Source organism: Bacillus sp. ISL-77 (genome assembly GCF_018613105.1).
Genome location: NZ_JAGGQY010000031.1, coordinates 57,754 through 76,257, shown reverse-complemented (window position 1 = coordinate 76,257; position 18,504 = coordinate 57,754). Strand labels below are relative to the sequence as shown.

The 18,504-nt window shown below is 38.1% G+C and carries 17 protein-coding genes; 16 read left to right on the top strand and 1 reads right to left on the bottom strand.

The genetic code is table 11. The annotated features are described in order from the left end of the window. Window positions 1-134: 134 nt before the first annotated feature. The 9 genes from rny to J7E77_RS11595 all read left to right on the top strand — a co-directional run bounded on the left by rny (window position 135) and on the right by J7E77_RS11595 (window position 9,498). Entirely contained in the window at window positions 135-1,694 is a 1,560-nt protein-coding gene (gene rny / locus J7E77_RS11635) for a ribonuclease Y (RefSeq protein WP_168242803.1), read from the top strand. A 109-nt stretch (window positions 1,695-1,803) separates the two neighbouring features. Then, entirely contained in the window at window positions 1,804-2,601 is a 798-nt protein-coding gene (locus tag J7E77_RS11630) for a TIGR00282 family metallophosphoesterase (RefSeq protein WP_214714483.1), read from the top strand. Between the two features lie 142 nt (window positions 2,602-2,743). Further along, entirely contained in the window at window positions 2,744-3,004 is a 261-nt protein-coding gene (gene spoVS, locus J7E77_RS11625) for a stage V sporulation protein SpoVS (protein WP_026566505.1), read from the top strand. Window positions 3,005-3,498: 494 nt separating this feature from the next. After that, the gene (locus tag J7E77_RS11620) at window positions 3,499-5,235 is read left to right on the top strand and encodes a 2-oxoacid:acceptor oxidoreductase subunit alpha (RefSeq protein ID WP_214714481.1); all 1,737 of its coding nucleotides are present in this window, start codon (window positions 3,499-3,501) and stop codon (window positions 5,233-5,235) included. Then, on the top strand, window positions 5,236-6,102 hold the full coding sequence (locus J7E77_RS11615; protein ID WP_214714479.1) for a 2-oxoacid:ferredoxin oxidoreductase subunit beta: 867 nt from the start codon (window positions 5,236-5,238) through the stop codon (window positions 6,100-6,102). 186 nt (window positions 6,103-6,288) lie between these two features. Continuing rightward, entirely contained in the window at window positions 6,289-7,833 is a 1,545-nt protein-coding gene (miaB, locus tag J7E77_RS11610) for a tRNA (N6-isopentenyl adenosine(37)-C2)-methylthiotransferase MiaB (protein WP_214714477.1), read from the top strand. Between the two features lies 1 nt (window position 7,834). Beyond that, window positions 7,835-8,290, top strand: coding sequence for a YlbF/YmcA family competence regulator (locus J7E77_RS11605; RefSeq protein WP_088086428.1), 456 nt, complete (start codon window positions 7,835-7,837; stop codon window positions 8,288-8,290). Between the two features lie 341 nt (window positions 8,291-8,631). Continuing rightward, window positions 8,632-9,177 carry an outer spore coat protein CotE gene (locus J7E77_RS11600; protein WP_088086429.1) on the top strand — a complete coding sequence of 182 codons (546 nt, stop codon included), beginning with the start codon at window positions 8,632-8,634 and terminating at the stop codon, window positions 9,175-9,177. A gap of 120 nt (window positions 9,178-9,297) precedes the next feature. Next, on the top strand, window positions 9,298-9,498 hold the full coding sequence (locus J7E77_RS11595; protein ID WP_168242806.1) for a hypothetical protein: 201 nt from the start codon (window positions 9,298-9,300) through the stop codon (window positions 9,496-9,498). Between the two features lie 14 nt (window positions 9,499-9,512). Here J7E77_RS11595 and J7E77_RS11590 read toward each other — a convergent pair whose 3' ends face one another. Further along, window positions 9,513-10,064, bottom strand: a complete 552-nt coding sequence (locus J7E77_RS11590; RefSeq protein WP_214714475.1) for a GNAT family N-acetyltransferase — start codon at window positions 10,062-10,064, stop codon at window positions 9,513-9,515. Between the two features lie 246 nt (window positions 10,065-10,310). On the opposite strand from J7E77_RS11590, the gene J7E77_RS11585 reads away from it, so the two are divergent. The 7 genes from J7E77_RS11585 (at window position 10,311) to J7E77_RS11555 (ending at window position 18,499) form a co-directional block, all read left to right on the top strand. After that, a complete protein-coding gene (locus J7E77_RS11585; protein ID WP_214714473.1) occupies window positions 10,311-10,976 on the top strand; it encodes a protein kinase family protein in 666 nt (221 codons plus the stop codon). Window positions 10,977-10,988: 12 nt separating this feature from the next. Then, on the top strand, window positions 10,989-11,453 hold the full coding sequence (locus J7E77_RS11580; protein WP_214714471.1) for a flavin reductase family protein: 465 nt from the start codon (window positions 10,989-10,991) through the stop codon (window positions 11,451-11,453). 419 nt (window positions 11,454-11,872) lie between these two features. After that, on the top strand, window positions 11,873-13,072 hold the full coding sequence (locus tag J7E77_RS11575; protein WP_214714469.1) for an MFS transporter: 1,200 nt from the start codon (window positions 11,873-11,875) through the stop codon (window positions 13,070-13,072). 86 nt (window positions 13,073-13,158) lie between these two features. Continuing rightward, window positions 13,159-13,911, top strand: a complete 753-nt coding sequence (locus J7E77_RS11570) for an SDR family NAD(P)-dependent oxidoreductase (RefSeq protein WP_214714467.1) — start codon at window positions 13,159-13,161, stop codon at window positions 13,909-13,911. Window positions 13,912-13,943: 32 nt separating this feature from the next. Next, window positions 13,944-14,771, top strand: coding sequence for an SDR family NAD(P)-dependent oxidoreductase (locus J7E77_RS11565; RefSeq protein WP_214714465.1), 828 nt, complete (start codon window positions 13,944-13,946; stop codon window positions 14,769-14,771). A 72-nt stretch (window positions 14,772-14,843) separates the two neighbouring features. Beyond that, window positions 14,844-17,147, top strand: a complete 2,304-nt coding sequence (locus J7E77_RS11560; protein ID WP_214714463.1) for an arylsulfatase — start codon at window positions 14,844-14,846, stop codon at window positions 17,145-17,147. Window positions 17,148-17,242: 95 nt separating this feature from the next. After that, on the top strand, window positions 17,243-18,499 hold the full coding sequence (locus J7E77_RS11555; RefSeq protein WP_214714461.1) for an anaerobic sulfatase maturase: 1,257 nt from the start codon (window positions 17,243-17,245) through the stop codon (window positions 18,497-18,499). The last annotated feature ends 5 nt before the right edge of the window (window positions 18,500-18,504 follow it).

Below are 18,504 nucleotides of genomic sequence, written 5' to 3'. Positions count from 1 at the left end.
ATGTATATTTTACATTTTTGGTATTATTACAATTCGAAAAAAGCCTTGGTGCTTGCTGTATGTTGAGTCTAAACAATGTACATGCCGACACTTGAAAAATGTAACAAAAGTTCATAGCAAGAGGAGGTGTAACGATGGAACCAATTACAATCATCTCCATTTTGCTTGGCCTTATCGTCGGTGCCGTTGTTGGCTATTTTGTTCATAAATCCATTGCTGATGCAAAAGTAGCAGGTGCAAAGAATGCTGCAGAGCAGATTCTTGAAGATGCTAAACGTGATGCTGATTCATTGAAAAAGGAAGCTTTGCTAGAAGCAAAGGATGAAATTCACAAGCTTCGGACTGAAGCAGAGCGTGAGGTTCGTGAACGAAGAAATGAAATGCAAAAACAAGAAAACCGTTTACTGCAAAGAGAAGAGAATTTAGATCGAAAAGAGGAAACGTTAAACAAGCGTGAAAATCTTTTAGAAAAGAAGGATGATTCTCTAAACCAAAGACAACAGCATATTGAAGAGATGGAAAGCAAAGTGGACGAGTTAGTACGAAAACAACAAACTGAACTCGAACGAATATCGAGCTTAACGCGCGAGGAAGCAAAAACAATCATTATTGATCGAATGGAGCAGGAACTTACCCATGACACTGCGATAATGATCAAGGAAAGCGAAAATCGTGCAAAAGAGGAAGCCGACAAGAAAGCAAAGGAAATACTTTCGTTAGCAATCCAGCGTTGCGCTGCTGACCATGTTGCGGAAACGACTGTCTCTGTCGTCAACCTGCCAAATGACGAAATGAAGGGCCGTATTATTGGCCGTGAAGGAAGAAATATTCGTACGCTTGAAACGTTAACAGGAATTGATTTAATCATTGATGATACTCCTGAAGCTGTCATTCTATCAGGTTTTGATCCTATTCGTCGCGAAACGGCTCGCTTAGCACTGGAGAAATTGGTCCAAGACGGGCGGATCCATCCAGCACGAATTGAGGAAATGGTAGAAAAATCACGTCGCGAAGTAGATGAGTATATCCGTGAAGTGGGTGAGCAAACCACCTTTGAAGTGGGTGTTCATGGACTCCATCCAGATCTGATCAAAATTCTTGGTCGCTTAAAATTCCGTACTAGTTACGGGCAAAACGTATTAAAGCATTCAATGGAAGTTGCGCAACTGTCTGGTTTACTTGCTGCTGAACTTGGCCAAGATGAAACTTTGGCACGTCGTGCGGGCTTGCTTCATGATATTGGGAAAGCCATCGACCATGAAGTAGAAGGCAGCCATGTTGAAATTGGTGTTGAACTTGCAACCAAATACAAGGAACATCCGGTAGTAATCAATAGTATTGCTTCCCATCATGGGGATACAGAGGCAACATCTATCATAGCCGTTTTAGTTGCAGCAGCAGATGCCTTATCAGCTGCAAGACCAGGTGCACGTAGTGAGACGCTTGAAAACTATATTCGCCGTCTTGAAAAGTTAGAGGAGATTTCGGAATCCTATGAAGGTGTAGAGAAATCCTTTGCCATTCAAGCAGGTCGAGAGGTACGTATTATAGTTAGACCGGATTCAGTTGATGATCTTGCTGCTCATCGATTAGCACGCGATATTCGTAAGCGCATTGAAGAAGAGCTTGATTATCCAGGTCATATTAAAGTGACAGTTATTCGTGAGACACGGGCTGTTGAATACGCAAAATAAAGCGGTGCGCATGCACCGCTTTATTTTTTGCAGCAACTAATCCGATTAAATAATGCCTGAATGTGATACAATTTATACAATAACTATTTTTTTAACGAAAGGAACAAAAATGAATCTACTTTTTATCGGTGATGTCGTCGGTTCACCAGGCCGGGACATGGTAAAGGAATATTTGCCAAAATTAAAAGAAAAATATCGTCCTAATTTTACTATTATCAATGGGGAGAATGCAGCAGGAGGCAAGGGGATTACTGAAAAAATCTATCGTGAATTCTTAGGGTATGGGGCACAGGCAGTAACACTAGGTAATCACTCATGGGATAATCGTGAAATTTTTGAATTTATCGGTACTGCAAAAAATATGGTTAGACCAGCAAATTTTCCAGAAGGAACACCAGGGAAGGGTATGGCATTTTTTAAAGTCAATGATTTAGAAGTTGCCGTTATTAATCTGCAGGGTCGAACCTTTATGGCTCCATTGGATTGTCCTTTTAAGAAAGCTGACGAATTAGTTGAAATTGCCAGGGAGAGAACCCCATATATTTTTGTGGATTTTCATGCGGAAGTAACAAGTGAGAAACAGGCAATGGGTTGGTATTTAGATGGAAGGGTCTCTGCCGTTGTGGGGACACATACACATGTTCAAACGGCCGATAACCGGGTTTTACCGGGAGGCACAGGATATTTATCTGATGTAGGGATGACAGGGCCGTATGATGGCATTTTAGGGGTGGAGAGAGAAGCAGTCCTTAAAAGGTTCCTAACCAGTCTGCCAGTCCGGTTTGAAGTGGCAACCGCAGGAAGAATTCAGTTAAGTGCAGTTATGATTGAACTAGATCGTAAAACAGGCTTAACAAAAAAGATACAGCCCATTTTAATAAATGATGACCATCCGTTTTACTCTTAAGAGCAAATTTCATTTGCTCTTTTTTTGTCCAAGCCGGAATATGTTTTTTGACAAATGAATATAGTAGCAGTGGAATGTTATAACCTGATTTGTTCATGAAACTGCTCATGCGGGATCGGGATTTTCTAAGGAGGAGCTAGAAATGGATATATTAAAAGTTTCAGCAAAATCTAATCCTAATTCTGTAGCTGGTGCGCTTGCCGGGGTTCTGCGTGAAAGAGGTGCAGCGGAAATACAGGCAATTGGGGCGGGTGCATTGAATCAAGCCGTAAAGGCAGTAGCGATTGCTCGAGGATTTGTAGCACCTAGCGGAGTTGATTTAATCTGTATCCCTGCGTTTACCGATATTTTAATTGACGGGGAAGAACGCACAGCTATCAAGCTAATTGTAGAACCACGTTGAAAGAGATAGACTATTTATAGGAGACCAAACAAAAGGACATTTACCTTTACCTGCTTGTTTTCAAGCAGGTATTTTTTAGGTTTTATTTCTCACTAATTGGTATTAAATGATATTTACTTATTAAAGTATTATTCTACCATAACCTTTAATAATTTTTAAAATTCAAATCATGAATGTGCATAGCTTGAATTAATATTGCAAAACGCCGTATAATGCGGATAAATCATGTTTTTTTATTTGTAATCTTGTAGAAAGCAAGTATATTTCAAATAATAAAAAAATATTCATATTTTAGACATTATTTCGCTTTAAAGGGTTGCAATTTTTAGTTCATAGGTCTAGAATTGTAAGCGTTTAGTACATATCCTTTCTCCTTTTTATTAGTCTTTTTATATAAAATGGGCTAATTTCTAGTGATTTACTCGGAATAGTGCTAAAATAATAAATGGATCATCAAAACTACTTATTTTTACATATCCAAAGGGGTGTAAGTCATGATCAATCAACTTTCATGGAAAGTTGGAGGACAACAAGGGGAAGGTATTGAAAGTACTGGGGAAATCTTTGCTATTGCACTGAATCGCCTGGGATATTACTTGTATGGTTATCGTCACTTTTCTTCACGTATTAAAGGTGGTCATACCAACAATAAAATCAGAGTTAGTACTACAGAAGTTCGTTCTATTTCTGATGACTTAGATATCCTTGTAGCATTTGACCAGGAAACTATTGATGTAAACTACAAAGAATTACACAGTAATGGAGTAATCCTTGCTGATGCAAAATTCAATCCAAAGAAGCCGGAAGATACTGAAGCTACATTGTATGCGGTTCCATTTACTGAAATTGCGACAGAGCTCGGAACTTCTCTAATGAAAAACATGGTTGCAATTGGTGCAACTTCTGCTGTATTAGACTTAGATATTCATGTATTTGAAGTAGTAGTTCGCGAGATTTTTGGTAAAAAAGGCGACCAAGTAGTTGCAAAAAATATGGATGCGATCAAAGCTGGCTTTGATAAAATGAAGGAAAATCTTGCAGTGGGCACCCAAACAATGGAGCTTGAAAAGGCTGATGGCAAAAAGCGGATGTTCATGATTGGAAATGACGCTATTGCTCTTGGAGCTATTGCAGGCGGATGCCGTTTTATGGCAGCCTACCCAATTACACCAGCTTCTGAAATAATGGAATATTTGATTAAAAAGCTACCTGCACTAGGTGGTACTGTAATTCAAACCGAAGATGAAATTGCTGCATGTACAATGGCAATTGGAGCAAACTACGGCGGTGTTCGTACAATTACTGCTTCAGCAGGTCCAGGATTATCTTTAAAAATGGAAGCAATTGGCCTATCAGGTATTACTGAAACGCCACTAGTAATTGTTGACACGCAACGTGGCGGTCCATCAACAGGATTACCAACAAAACAAGAACAATCAGACCTTATGGCGATGATTTATGGAACACATGGTGAAATTCCGAAAATTGTAATGGCTCCAAGCACTGTTGAAGAAGCATTCTATGATACAGCTGAAGCATTCAATTTAGCAGAAGAATATCAATGTCCAGTCATTATTTTATCTGACCTACAATTATCCTTGGGTAAACAAACGGTTGAACCATTAAATTATGACAAGGTTGAAATCAGACGTGGAAAATTGGTAACAGGGGACATACCCGCTAACGAAAACAATGCATATTTTAAACGCTATGAAGTAACAGAGGACGGAGTTTCTCCACGTGTAATCCCTGGTATGAAAAATGGTATTCATCACGTAACAGGTGTCGAGCATGATGAGACTGGTAAACCATCCGAATCTGCTCCAAACCGAATTGCGCAAATGGATAAGCGTTTCCGTAAGGTCGAAAATATCCGCTTTAATACACCAGTATATAAAAATGTTAAGCACGAAGATGCTGATGTACTATTTGTAGGTTTTAATTCGACTCGTGGTGTTATTGAAGAAGCAATGATTCGTTTAGAGAAAGATGGCTTAAAAGTAAATCATGCTCATATTCGTTTGATCCATCCATTCCCAACTGACGAAGTTCTTCCGCTTGTTCGTTCTGCGAAGAAAGTTGTTGTAGTGGAAAACAATGCAACTGGACAATTAGCCAATATTATGAAAATGAATGTTGGACATGCTGAAAAAATTACTAAGCATCTTAAATATGATGGTAATCCGTTCCTACCACACGAAGTATATACAAAATGTAAGGAGTTGTTCTAAATGGCCACTTTTAAAGACTTTCGTAACAATGTAAAACCGAACTGGTGCCCTGGCTGTGGCGACTTCTCCGTACAAGCGGCAATGCAACGTGCGGCAGCAAATGTAGGCTTAGAGCCAGAAAACTTAGCTGTAATTTCTGGAATCGGCTGTTCAGGACGTATTTCCGGTTATATTAATTCATATGGCTTCCATGGGATTCATGGTCGTTCACTTCCAATCGCACAGGGTGTTAAAATGGCTAATCGTGATTTAACTGTTATCGCCTCTGGTGGTGACGGTGACGGTTATGCGATCGGGATGGGGCATACGATTCATGCCATTCGTCGTAATCTCGATATTACTTATATCGTTATGGATAACCAAATATATGGTTTGACTAAAGGTCAAACTTCGCCACGTTCAGCTACAGGCTTTAAAACAAAGTCAACTCCGATGGGGTCAATTGAGCAATCAATTTCTCCGATGGAAATGGCGTTGACTGTAGGAGCAACATTTGTTGCACAAAGTTTCTCTACAGATCTAAAAGATTTAACTGCCTTAATTGAAGCCGGTTTAAAACACAAAGGATTTTCTTTAATCAATGTTTTCAGCCCTTGTGTTACTTATAATAAGGTAAACACCTATGATTGGTTTAAAGAAAATCTAACAAAACTTAGTGATATAGAGGGTTATGATCCTTCAAATCGCGAAGATGCAATGCAGACATTAATGAAGCATAATGGTCTTGTTACAGGACTTATTTATCAAAATACTGAGCGTAAGTCTTATCAAGAACTGATCACTGGCTACTCGGAAGCACCGTTAGCAAAAGCTGACCTTAATCTTGACCAAAATTATTTTGATAAATTAGTTTCTGAATTTATCTAATGATAGTAGCAAAATCCCGTGACTTGACGTCACGGGATTTTCTATTGTTTTCAATCAAGTTAACCTTTATACTATAATAATGTGCGGAGAAAGTCTGGAGTCTTCATTCATCTTTTGCACAGATTAAAATCTTAAAAATTTAATAGATGAATTACGTAATATGAAAAGAAAGGGGCATTTGAACAAATGAATGAAAAACAACGTTTAGAAGGTCAGAAAGTCGAGTCTGTTAATTCTTCGGACAAAAAATCCGCCAAGGATTACAGCAAGTACTTTGAACAAGTAATTACTGCACCTTCTTTAACAGAAGCGAAGAAACGCGGAAAAGAAGAAGTAAAGTACCATAATGATTTTTCTATTTCTGAAGAATTTCGTGGAATGGGCGAGGGGCGGAAATTTTATATCCGTACTTATGGCTGTCAAATGAACGAACATGATACTGAAGTAATGGCTGGGATTTTCTTAGCATTAGGCTATGAACCAACCGACAGCACGGAGGATGCAAATGTCATTCTTTTAAATACATGCGCGATCAGGGAGAACGCTGAAAATAAAGTGTTCGGTGAACTTGGCCATTTAAAGTCCTTGAAATTGGAAAAGCCTGATTTACTTATCGGTGTTTGTGGGTGTATGTCTCAAGAGGAATCTGTAGTTAATAAGATTCTCAAAACCTACCATCAGGTCGATATGATTTTTGGTACCCATAATATTCATCGTTTACCAAATATATTGCATGAAGCATATATGTCAAAAGAATTGGTTGTTGAAGTATGGTCAAAAGAAGGCGACGTGATTGAAAACCTTCCAAAAGTACGCCGTGGAAATATTAAAGCATGGGTTAACATCATGTACGGCTGCGATAAATTCTGTACTTATTGCATCGTCCCTTTCACCCGTGGAAAGGAACGAAGCCGTCGTCCAGAAGAAATTATCCAAGAAGTACGTCATCTAGCTGCACAAGGCTACCAAGAAGTTACTTTGCTTGGTCAAAACGTGAATGCCTATGGGAAAGATTTAGAGGACGGAACTTATGGACTTGGTGAACTGATGGATGAATTGCGAAAAATTGATATTCCAAGGATTCGTTTTACAACAAGCCACCCGCGTGACTTTGATGATCGTCTAATTGAGGTCCTTGCCAAAGGCGGCAATTTAATGGATCATATCCATTTGCCAGTGCAATCAGGTTCAACCGATGTGCTAAAAATCATGGCTCGTAAATATTCAAGAGAACAATATTTAGAGCTTGTTAAAAAAATCAAAGCGGCCATTCCGAATGTTGCTTTAACAACGGATATTATCGTTGGTTATCCGAACGAAACAGACGAACAGTTTGAAGAAACGATGTCCCTCTATCGTGAAGTTGGTTATGAATTAGCATATACATTTATTTATTCTCCGCGTGAAGGTACTCCAGCTGCAAAAATGGAGGATAACGTTCCGATGGAAGTAAAGAAAGCACGCTTACAACGCTTAAATGCTCTTGTGAATGAGCTTTCATTAGAAGCTATGAAAAAACATGAAGGCCAAATCCTTGAAGTTCTTGTTGAAGGGGAAAGTAAGAACAATCCTGATGTTCTTGCAGGCTACACTTCTAGGAGTAAGCTTGTAAACTTTGTTGCACCAAAATCAGCGATTGGCAAGATTGTAAAAGTAAAAATTACACAAGCAAAAACATGGTCATTAAACGGAGAAATGGTGGAAGAACTAGAACCAGCAGAGGTGAAGTAAAATGGCGAAATATACAAAAGACGATATCGTTGCACGTGCAACTGATTTAGCACGGATGATTGCAGAAACAGAAGAAGTTGACTTTTTTAAACGAGCAGAGGCTCAATTAAATGAAAATAAGAAAGTTCATACCTTAATAGCTGACATTAAGGGATTGCAAAAGCAGGCTGTAAACCTTCAGCATTATGGAAAACCAGAAGCACTAAAAAAGGTAGAAGATAAAATTGCTTCAATTGAGCAAGAGTTGGATGAAATACCTGTGGTCCAGGATTTCAAACAATCACAATTAGAAGTGAATGAATTGCTACAAATCATTGCCTCAACCATTTCGAATACTGTAACCGATGAAATTATCATTTCAACGGGCGGCGATGTATTGTTAGGAGAAACTGGATCTAGCATGCAAAATGGCGGCGGGGCTTGTGAAGGTCACGACGATTGCGATCACGATCATTAATACTCTAGCCAGGCTTTTAACAAAGCCTGGCTTTTTTTTAGGCAGTGTTAAAGGTCAATGTTGATTTATAACCAAGTTGATTGGAGCGGAAATCAACAGCCAAGTTTAACAGAGTTGAACAGAGCTGTTTTAATAAATCTAATCCACTTTTATATTCCCCTGATTCCTGCCATTTTATTAACCTTCGTTTTAAGTACAGGCCAAGAAGGCACACACCTATAAATCCCGCATAAAATGAACTATGACTAAACTTTTATCCAGTACTCATCAAAATAAAAATCACACTAGTCTTATATCATGCATACGATGAAATGAAAATGAATGAGGAGGGTTCGCGCGAAATGGGAGACTATAGAGAGATAATTACCAAGGCCGTAGTAGCGAAAGGACGTAAATTCACCCAGTCCAATCATACGATTAGCCCGGCGCATAGTCCAACAAGTATACTTGGCTGTTGGATCATCAACCATAAATACAATGCGAAAAAGGTTGGCAAGACTGTAGAGATACATGGCTCTTACGACATCAATGTTTGGTATTCATTTAATGATAATACCAAAACAGAAGTTGTTACAGAACGTGTCCAATATACAGATGTCATTAAGTTAAAGTATCGTGACCATGACTGCCTCGATGACAATGAAATAAGTGCTCGAGTGCTGCAGCAGCCTAATTGCTGTGAAGCGGTCATTTCCCCTAATGGTAACAGAATCATCGTCCATGTCGAAAGGGAATTCCTTGTAGAGGTGATTGGCGAGACTAAGGTTTGTGTTCGCGTCAGTTCTGAAGGCTGCAAGGACAATGACGATGAGTGGGGAATGGACGTAGACGATGAAGAATTCGAGGAGTTAAATCCTGATTTCTTAGTCGGCTCAGAAGAAGAATAAAACTAACTAGGAGGTTTTTACTTCCTAGTTTTTTTCTTTTTTCGTAAAAAGGATGGAAAAGTTCTGATTTTAGAATGATTAGATGCTAAAATCAGCAAGCTATTTTAAGGAGGTGTTACTATGGAACCGAGACAGCCTGGAAATAAAAATATGCCTGATTTTGAACAATTAAATGACAGAATTATCGCTGAAAGCTCTCCTTCGCCAATGTTAGTTATTAAAACAAATCTTGACCCAAAAGATGCTTCAGAAAATAATCCGTATTATCATAATACGGAAGTAAAAAACGCTAAAGCAATGAAGGAATACTTTCAGGAATAAGAAAAGCCAGGATATTAAACCTGGCTTTTCATCCATTCTGGTTTTAATAATGATAATACAAACGTATCATGAAATTGCTCATTTTGATTGATATACCCTCGTAGTAATCCTTCCTTCGAGAAGCCTAGCTTAATTAGTAAATTTATGGATGACACATTTTCAGGGTAAACTATAGCTCCAATTCGAAATAAATCCAATTGATTAAAACTAAAGCGGATCACTTCTTTAATCGCCTCTGAACCATAGCCCATCCTCCAATAGTCGGGATGAAGCTCATAACCAATTTCTGCACGCTTATTTTTTAGATGTAAACCATTAAGACCAACAGTGCCGATGATCCTTTGATTTTCCTTTAATTTGATACCCCAGCGGATCCCACGTTTATCAACCAGGTTCTTATGAAACATATCAATTAATCTTGAAGCTTCGACAGGTAAAGTAAAACGATTTGTTCCATAAAAACGGGTCACTTCTTCTAATGATAAAATCTCGTATAGATAATCAACATGCTGATGTGTTAATTCAATTAATTTAAGTCTTTTCGTATTTAAAATGGGAAAAGTCATGGCAACCCTCTCTATTTGTCCCTTTACCCGTATACTCAACAAGAGTGGTAAAAGGGGATTTCCAAATGAATACTAAATTTTTCTGTTAACTAATAGTGTATAATGGCTTATAAGAAATTTCCATTAAATTTTGAATAAATTTATTGAACATTTTATCTTACATAATGGTAAGATGTGTGGAGAAAATCATTTCTTAGATTGACCCTATTCAAAAAATGAATGCCTAATAGATTAGAAGGTGTGCAAATGCAAAAAGCAGAGTATATAAATTTAATAGAAACAGAATTATTACCAAGAATACAATTAACGTCTGACAGTCCGTTTGACCCTATCATTGTAAAAAATATGTCACCGTTATGGAAAACGATCGGAAGCGGTAATTATGCTGGGGTCTTTACACTTGATGCTCATCCAGAGTGGGTGGTAAAAGTTTATGGTCGAAGCCTCGAGGAGCTTAAAAAAGAAATTGATGTTTACAAGAGGTTAGGAAACCATAAAAGTTATTCTTCACTTTATGATTATGGTGAAAATTATTTAATCCTAAAAAAGCTTAACGGTATTACCTTGTTTGATGCTGTGGTAAAGGGAGTTCCAATCCCTGAAGCTGTCATAAAGGATATTGATTCAGGTTTGGATTATGCGAGGTCAGTTGGATTAAATCCCTATGATGTTCACGGCAAGAATGTCGTCATGTTTGAGGGGAAAGGTTATATTGTTGATATTTCTGATTTTTATAAACAAGGGTACTGCAAAAAATGGAAAGATTTAAAAAAAGCTTATTACAAGATTTATTTACCATATATATATAAATATCATCCGCCTATCCCATTTTTTATCGTCGATGCGGTGAGAAAAGGATATCGGATGTATCGTCGTTTGAAAAAAAAGGCAATAAAGAAAAATAAAAATTAGCGAGGTGAAATTATGGATGATCGTCAATTTCGAAACGCAATGGGAAAGTTTGCAACAGGGGTAACGGTGGTCGCAACGGAAGTGGCTGGAAATGTCCATGGAATGACTGCGAATGCATTCATGTCTGTTTCTCTAAATCCAAAACTTGTCGTAATCTCAATTGCTGAAAAAGCACAAATGCTTGAAAAAATAAGACAAAGTAAAAGCTTTTCAGTCAATATACTTGCGGCAGATCAACAAGAATTATCAATGATTTTCGCGGGACAGTCGAAAAATCAACAAGAAATTGTGTTTGACCGCCTCGAGGGTATACCTGTTTTACCAAGAGCAACTGCTCAAATTGTTTGCGAAGTATCAGCGGAGCATGATGAAGGTGATCACACACTCTTTATTGGCAGAGTAACCAATCTTAAAGTTGAAGATTCTGAGCCATTAATCTATTTTAGTGGAAAATACCGATTGTTAGCAGAGGAGTAATTGGTGGGTTAAGCAGATTGATTAGTTTTTTACTAATTTTTGAAAAGATTATAAAAAATAGACTCGATAAGCAAAGATTATCAGTAAAATTTTACTTGATAACGATATGTAAAAAATGCCCTGAAATTTTCAGGGCATTTTTTAGTGTTTTCGCGAAATAACGACTCTAATTCTAAAAATAAAAAATATTTAGAATATATTGACAAGTATTTATTAGGTATGTAGAATTACAGTTAGTAAAAGAAAGCGCTTTTTTTACCGTTTTATACAATTAAAAAAGTAATAAACGTAAAATTAAAATTTTAGTTCTGTTGTTTTGATGGCCAACAAAACAACCTGCTCGAAATTTTTGTTTTATTTTGAAAGCGGATTCATTATCTATTTCAAAACATTTATGAAATGATATGGGAGGTTTACCAATGGCAGTAAAGACCATCAGCAGAAATTTTCTTAAGTTTTTGGTTGTTATTCTTGCTTTCCAAGATGTAGCTGCAGGGGTAGCAGGATCAATAATGGCTGACATCATTAAGGCATTTCCACAATATGACCCCACAATTGTTATGTTAGTTGCTACTTTTCCAGGATTAATACAAATTGTTCCTGCTCTCTTTTATGGTAAACTTTCCAAAATGTTCAAGAAGCGAACACTATTGTTTGTCGGCTTAAGCCTTTTCATCATCGGAGGAGTCCTTCCAACATTTATTGATAACCTATGGTTGATAATTGCTATGAGAGGGATATTAGGACTTGGTGTCGGGATTACAATGCCGTTATCGGTGGACGTTATTACAGATTTCTTTGATGGAAGAGAAAGAGATTTCTTGATTGGATTTGGTACATCAACAATTGCCTGTATCGGAGCAATTTTCTTCCAATTGGTTGGAGGGATCTTAGCGGATGCTTATGGGTGGCATTATGGTTTCCTAACCTACCTGTTCCCTATTTGGATTCTTGCTATTACAATCCTTTACCTGCCCGAGCCTGAGAAGAAACAGGTATCTAAAGCCGATAGTAATCAGGCAGCCGTAAAGATTAAATTGCCAAAAGCAATCTATTGGGTAAGTCTCGGACAGGTCTTTTATTCAGCGCTAATTTTTGGCTATGTAGTAAATATTTCAGTTGTCATTCAAGCGGATAAATTAGGTAATGCCACAGAAGCTGGTTTGGCTATATCCATCTTTACTTTTGGTACTTTAATAGCTGGTTTCCTTTTTGGGAAGATAAAACACAAACTTCCAACCATGTATTTACCGCTTGCTGTTTTAATGACCGGTGTTGGAATGGCCATCTGTTACTACTCTCCAACTCTAACAATGATCTTAATTGGAAGTGTATTCGGTGGCTTTGCGATGGGTATTGGCATTCCAGGAGTATTTACTAGGGTTTCTGAGTTAACTCCAGTAGGTGCTCCTTCAAATGTAGGTTTAGTGGTTGCAGGGCAAGGGATTGGAGGGATTTTAGGGCCTTTTGGATTTCAAGTGATTCAAAATATATTTAACCAAGATATAGGTAGATTCCCATTAGCAGTTAGTGCAATTGGATTAGTTGCATTAGCAATCATTTGGGCCATTTCGGTAATGAAGCCGAAAAGGGATATTGAGGCTACTCTAAGTCAATGACAAAGAAAAAGCTAAAATGATGAGTAGAAAATTCATCATTTTAGCTTTTTATATGAAAAAAATTATTACATGAGAGGGGACGTATGATGGGGAATTCATTACAAAGATTACAAAATAAAGTTGCGATTGTAACGGGCAGTACTTCCGGGATTGGCGAAGCAACCGCTAAATTATTTGCTGCAGAGGGTGCAAAAGTTGTAGTTGTCGGAAGAAGAAGGGAAAACGGAGAAAGAATCGTTGATTCCATCAATAGCCAGGGAGGAGAAGCGATCTTCGTACAGACAGATATGACGGACGAAGAACAAATCATAAATTTAGTAGATAGTACGTTAGAGAGATTTGGTCAAATTGATATTCTTATCAATAATGCAGGGAGAATTATTGAAAAACCATTTATTGAACTAACAAACAGTGATTGGGATGAATTCGTTGCACTTGATGCGTATTCTTATTTCCGTGCCATGCAGTTGGTCCTTCCGCATATGGAAAAACGGTCTTCAGGAAACATTGTCAATGTGACCTCTTTAGCTGCAGTCAGTGTCATGCCTACCCATGCCCTCTATAGTTTTGTTAAAGCAGGAATCACCCATATGTCAAAGGTAGTAGCTGCTGAGTATGCCGGAAAAGGCATCAGGGTGAATTGCTTATTGCCGGGTGTGGTCTATACGGAAATGATTGCCGATAATCCGAATACCCCTCACATGGAAAAAATCATCCCATTGGGCAGAATGTCCACACCAGAAGAACAGGCAAAAACAATTTTATTCATGGTTTCTGATGAATCATCCTATATGACTGGTACATCCATTGTATCTGATGGCGGTGTAAGAGGAATATAGACATCAATCCAAAAAGCAAAGGAGGATATAAAATGCTGTTAAAAGATAAAATAGCCGTTATAACTGGTGGAGCAAAGGGCATGGGAGAAGCTACATCTAAAAAATTCGCCGAACAAGGCGCGACCGTAGTCATTGCCGATTTGGATTTTAATGCTGCCCGTATCGTTTCTGAAAACATCCAAACAGGCGGAGGACAAGCTCGCGCCTATAATCAGGTGGACGTTACTGATCAATCAACCATTAAAACAACAGTAGATCGTACAATTGAGGAATTTGGCCGAATTGATATTTTAGTAAATTGTGCTGGAGGTACCTTTGGTGCCAACGGAAGTAGTGAAAACATTAATATGAATGATTGGGACAGAACCATGAAGCTAAACCTTAATGGTACCCTTAATCCAATCATGGAAATCTTACCCTACATGAAAAAACAAAAATCTGGTAAAATCGTTAATTTCTCTTCCATTGGGGCTTTTAACGCCTATACCGTTGTCCTTCATTACCATGCTGCTAAAGGAGCAGTCGAGAGTCTCACCCATAATCTTGCCTTTGAACTTGCACCGCTCGGAATTCATGCAAACGTCATCTCACCTGGTCCCATCATGACTCCTTTTTGGGACGAATTAATGCCGCCTGGTCCTGAACGAGATCAATTTACAGAGGCTCTTGCCAATAAAGAAGTTCCAATGCAGAGAATGGGGACGGCTGAGGATATTGCAGGAGTCTGTTTGTTTCTGGCTTCTGACTTATCGGATTATGTGACAGGGCAGAAGATAAATGTTGGCGGCGGTATGGGAAATATCATTTCTCATAATTCTACCTTCTTATCGTCTGATGAAAATAAACAGGTTAATAAATGATAGATTTGGCTATTAGTTGAAAAGCATCGCTATTATTTGTCACTATGAAAGATTTGAGGAGGAGGAGATACATTGGATAAAGGTTTAAAAGTACTTAATAAGTCACCATTTCAAAAGCTAACTGCGGTAGCTTCTGCATTAGCACTACTTTCAGGGTGTTCCTATAAAAATATTACGGGTCAGGAAGTAAAAGCAGAGGTTTTAAAGCAGAAAACAAATGAACAAAAACAAAAAAGCCAGCAAAAAGAAGGAGAGGACTCACCCAAACCAAATATTGTGTATATTGTCTTAGACGATTCTGGTTTTTCTGATATTGGAAGCTATGGATCCGAAGTCAAAACGCCTAACTTAGATTGGTTAGCGGAAAACGGACTTCGTTATAACAATTCCCATGTAACGCCGGTGTGTTCACCAACCCGTGCAGCTTTACTTACAGGACGGAATCCACATGATATAGGAATGTCAACAGTAGCCAATTTTGATATGGGCCCTGAATATGAAAACAAACGTGGCAGAATCTATCCGGAAGCGGGAACAATTGCTGAAGTTCTTAGCGAAAATAGCTACAATAATTACGCATTAGGGAAATGGCACTTATCCCCTTCCCACCAAGTAACTCCTGCTGGTCCTTATGAAAATTGGCCGCTAGGCAAAGGCTTTGACCGCTTCTACGGTTTTCTTGAGGACTCTGGTGATCAATATAGACCAGAATTAATACAGGATAACAGTCCGGTTGATGTACCTAAGAAGGAAAACTATCATTTCTCTGAGGATATAGTGGATCGAGCCAATCAATATGTAACCGACCAATCTTCAGTGAATCCAGAAAAACCATTTTTCCTATACTTATCTTTTGGTGCACAGCACCAACCAGTTCAAGTTCCAAAGAAATATATCGATATGTATAAAGGGGTATATGACAAAGGCTGGGATAAAATCCGGGAAGAAAGGTTTAATAAGCAGAAACAATTAGGGATTATTCCAAAAGACACTAAATTACCTGGACTTAACCCAGGAGTTAAGCCGTGGGAGCAACTTACTAATGATGAGAAAAAGGCGTTTATCCGTTTCCAAGAAACATACGCAGGCTTTTTGACGCATACCGATGAGCAAATTGGCCGCTTTATTGAGAAATTACGCTCTGTCGGGGAATTGGAAAATACAATGATTGTTTTCTTATCAGATAACGGGACTAGTTCCATGGGCAAAAATACAGGATCGATTAATCATACACTCCCATATAACGATGTACCTGAAAAATTAGAAGATGTTGTTAAGCATATCGACGATATAGGAAGTGAACGAGCAGGAGCAGAATCTCCGACTGGCTGGGCTCAAGTAAGTAATACCCCTTTTAAATTCTATAAAGCTACAACCTTTGAAGCAGGAATTCATACACCGCTGATTGTTTATTATCCAAAGGTGATTAAAGATAAAGGAGCGATTCGCAATCAGTATGTACATGTAAGTGATATCACTCCCACTGTTTATGATGTATTAGGAATTGATATACCTAAGGAGATAAAGGGAGTAAAGCAAATGGGCCTTCAAGGCAAGAGTTTTGCCGATTCATTTAAAAGTTCCAAATCATTAGGAAAGAAAACACAGTATTTTGAAAATAAAGGGCAGCGGGCCATATATCATGACGGTTGGAAAGCGTTAACACTCCATAAGAAAGGAGACCCTTATGAAAAGGATATCTGGCAGCTTTACCATGTAGCAGAAGACTTTTCTGAAACAAATGACCTTGCGGCAAAATTCCCAGAAAAGGTAAATGAACTGAAGAAGTTATGGGAGGAGGAAGCAAGGAAATATGGAGTATATCCAATGACAGATATCGCTGGAGAAGGATTTTTAACTATCCCTGCGGATTCCATCCGTGCAAGAAATACCTTTACATTTTACCCTGGAATGTCCCGTTTATCAGAGTCAGCTTCACCATTCATTATTAACCGTACCTATTCCATCACGGTCCCAATTGAACGTGACAGCGCAACCGATGATGGCGTCCTCGTTGCTTTAGGAGGTTATGAGAGTGGTTATACGTTATATATAAAAAATAACAAGCTAGTTTATGAATACAACATGGGAAATGCTGTTTATCGAATTGAATCGAAAGAAGATGTGCCTGTAGGAAAATCAGCAATCCGGTTTGAGTTTAGTAAAACTGAAGCCAACAAAGGTATTGGAAGCCTATATATTAATGGACGGAAAGTCGGAGAAGGTAGTATTGACAAAACACATCAATATAAAATTGCCTTCGAAGGATTGGATATCGGTAAGGATACACTCTATCCTGTAAGCCCAGCCTACCAAAATGAAGGAACGTTCGAATTTTCAGGAGAGATTGAAAAAGTCGTCTATGAATTGAAGTAGAAAAATGAAATGCGATTAAGTAAATAAAAAAAGAAATATAAGCCAGTGCCAATGGGGTTACTGGCTTATATTCTAAGAAACGAAGGAGAATAAAAATGGAGAAAACCTATGAACAAACAAAAGGATTTCATATTCTAGCCAAACCATCAGGTCCAATTTGTATTGATTGCCATTATTGTTTTTATACAGAGAAAGAAGCTTTCTTTTCCGAAAAAGGTCGTTTTCGGATGTCAGATGAAACGTTAGAGGAGTTTATTCAGCAATACATAAAATCGCAAGATGTTAATGAAATTCCGTTCGTTTGGCAGGGGGGGGAACCCACCTTAATGGGTCTTGATTTTTATAAGAAAGTGATTGAATTGCAAAAGAAGTATGGTAGCGGGAAAAGAATCACCAACTCTCTGCAAACGAATGGTACACTTTTAAATGAAGAATGGTGTCAATTTCTGGCAAAACATAAATTCCTTGTAGGCCTTAGTCTTGATGGTCCGGAATACATTCATAATGAATATAGAGTTGACCGTGGAGGGGAACCAACATTCCATAAGGTTCAGAAAGCTTTGCGTCTATTAAAAAAATATAAGGTGAATTTTAATGTGTTAGTCTGTGTGACAAAGTATTCTTCTAAGTATCCTCTTGAAATCTATCATTTCTTTAAAGAGGAAGGAGTAGAGTTCATTCAATTCATTCCTATTGTTGAACGAATGCCGGATATGGAAGCCAAAAAAATTGGGCTTCGACATGCCACACCACCTTCCGTAAATCAGGAAGAAGCACAGCAAGCTGTTTCCACTTGGACGGTAGAAGCAGAGAAGTATGGTGACTTTCTTATCACTATTTTTGAAGAGTGGGTAAGAAAGGATGTAGGAAAAATTCTTGTAATGAATTTTGAACAAGCTCTTACCTCTTGGCTTGGACTCCCATCAACAACTTGTATATTTGCAGAAACTTGTGGAAGGGCTGCGATGGTTGAACACAATGGAGATGTGTATTCGTGTGATCATTTTATGTATCCTGAATACCAACTGGGGAATATTTTCGACAATACATTTGTTGAAATGATTGAATCTAACAAACAAAGAGTATTTGGGGAAAATAAAAAATCCTCTCTTCCGGACTACTGCAAAACATGTGAAGTACGTTTTGCGTGCAACGGAGAGTGTCCAAAACACCGCTTTCTTCAAACACCTGATGGCGAGCCAGGATTAAACTATTTGTGTACAGGATATAAAAAATATTTTAACCATATTCATCGATATATGAAAGTAATGGTTCAACTAATTGAAAACGGCTTACCAGCGTCTGAAATAATGGAAGTTATTAAAAGACCTCTAATCATAAAAGGGTATTAATAAAA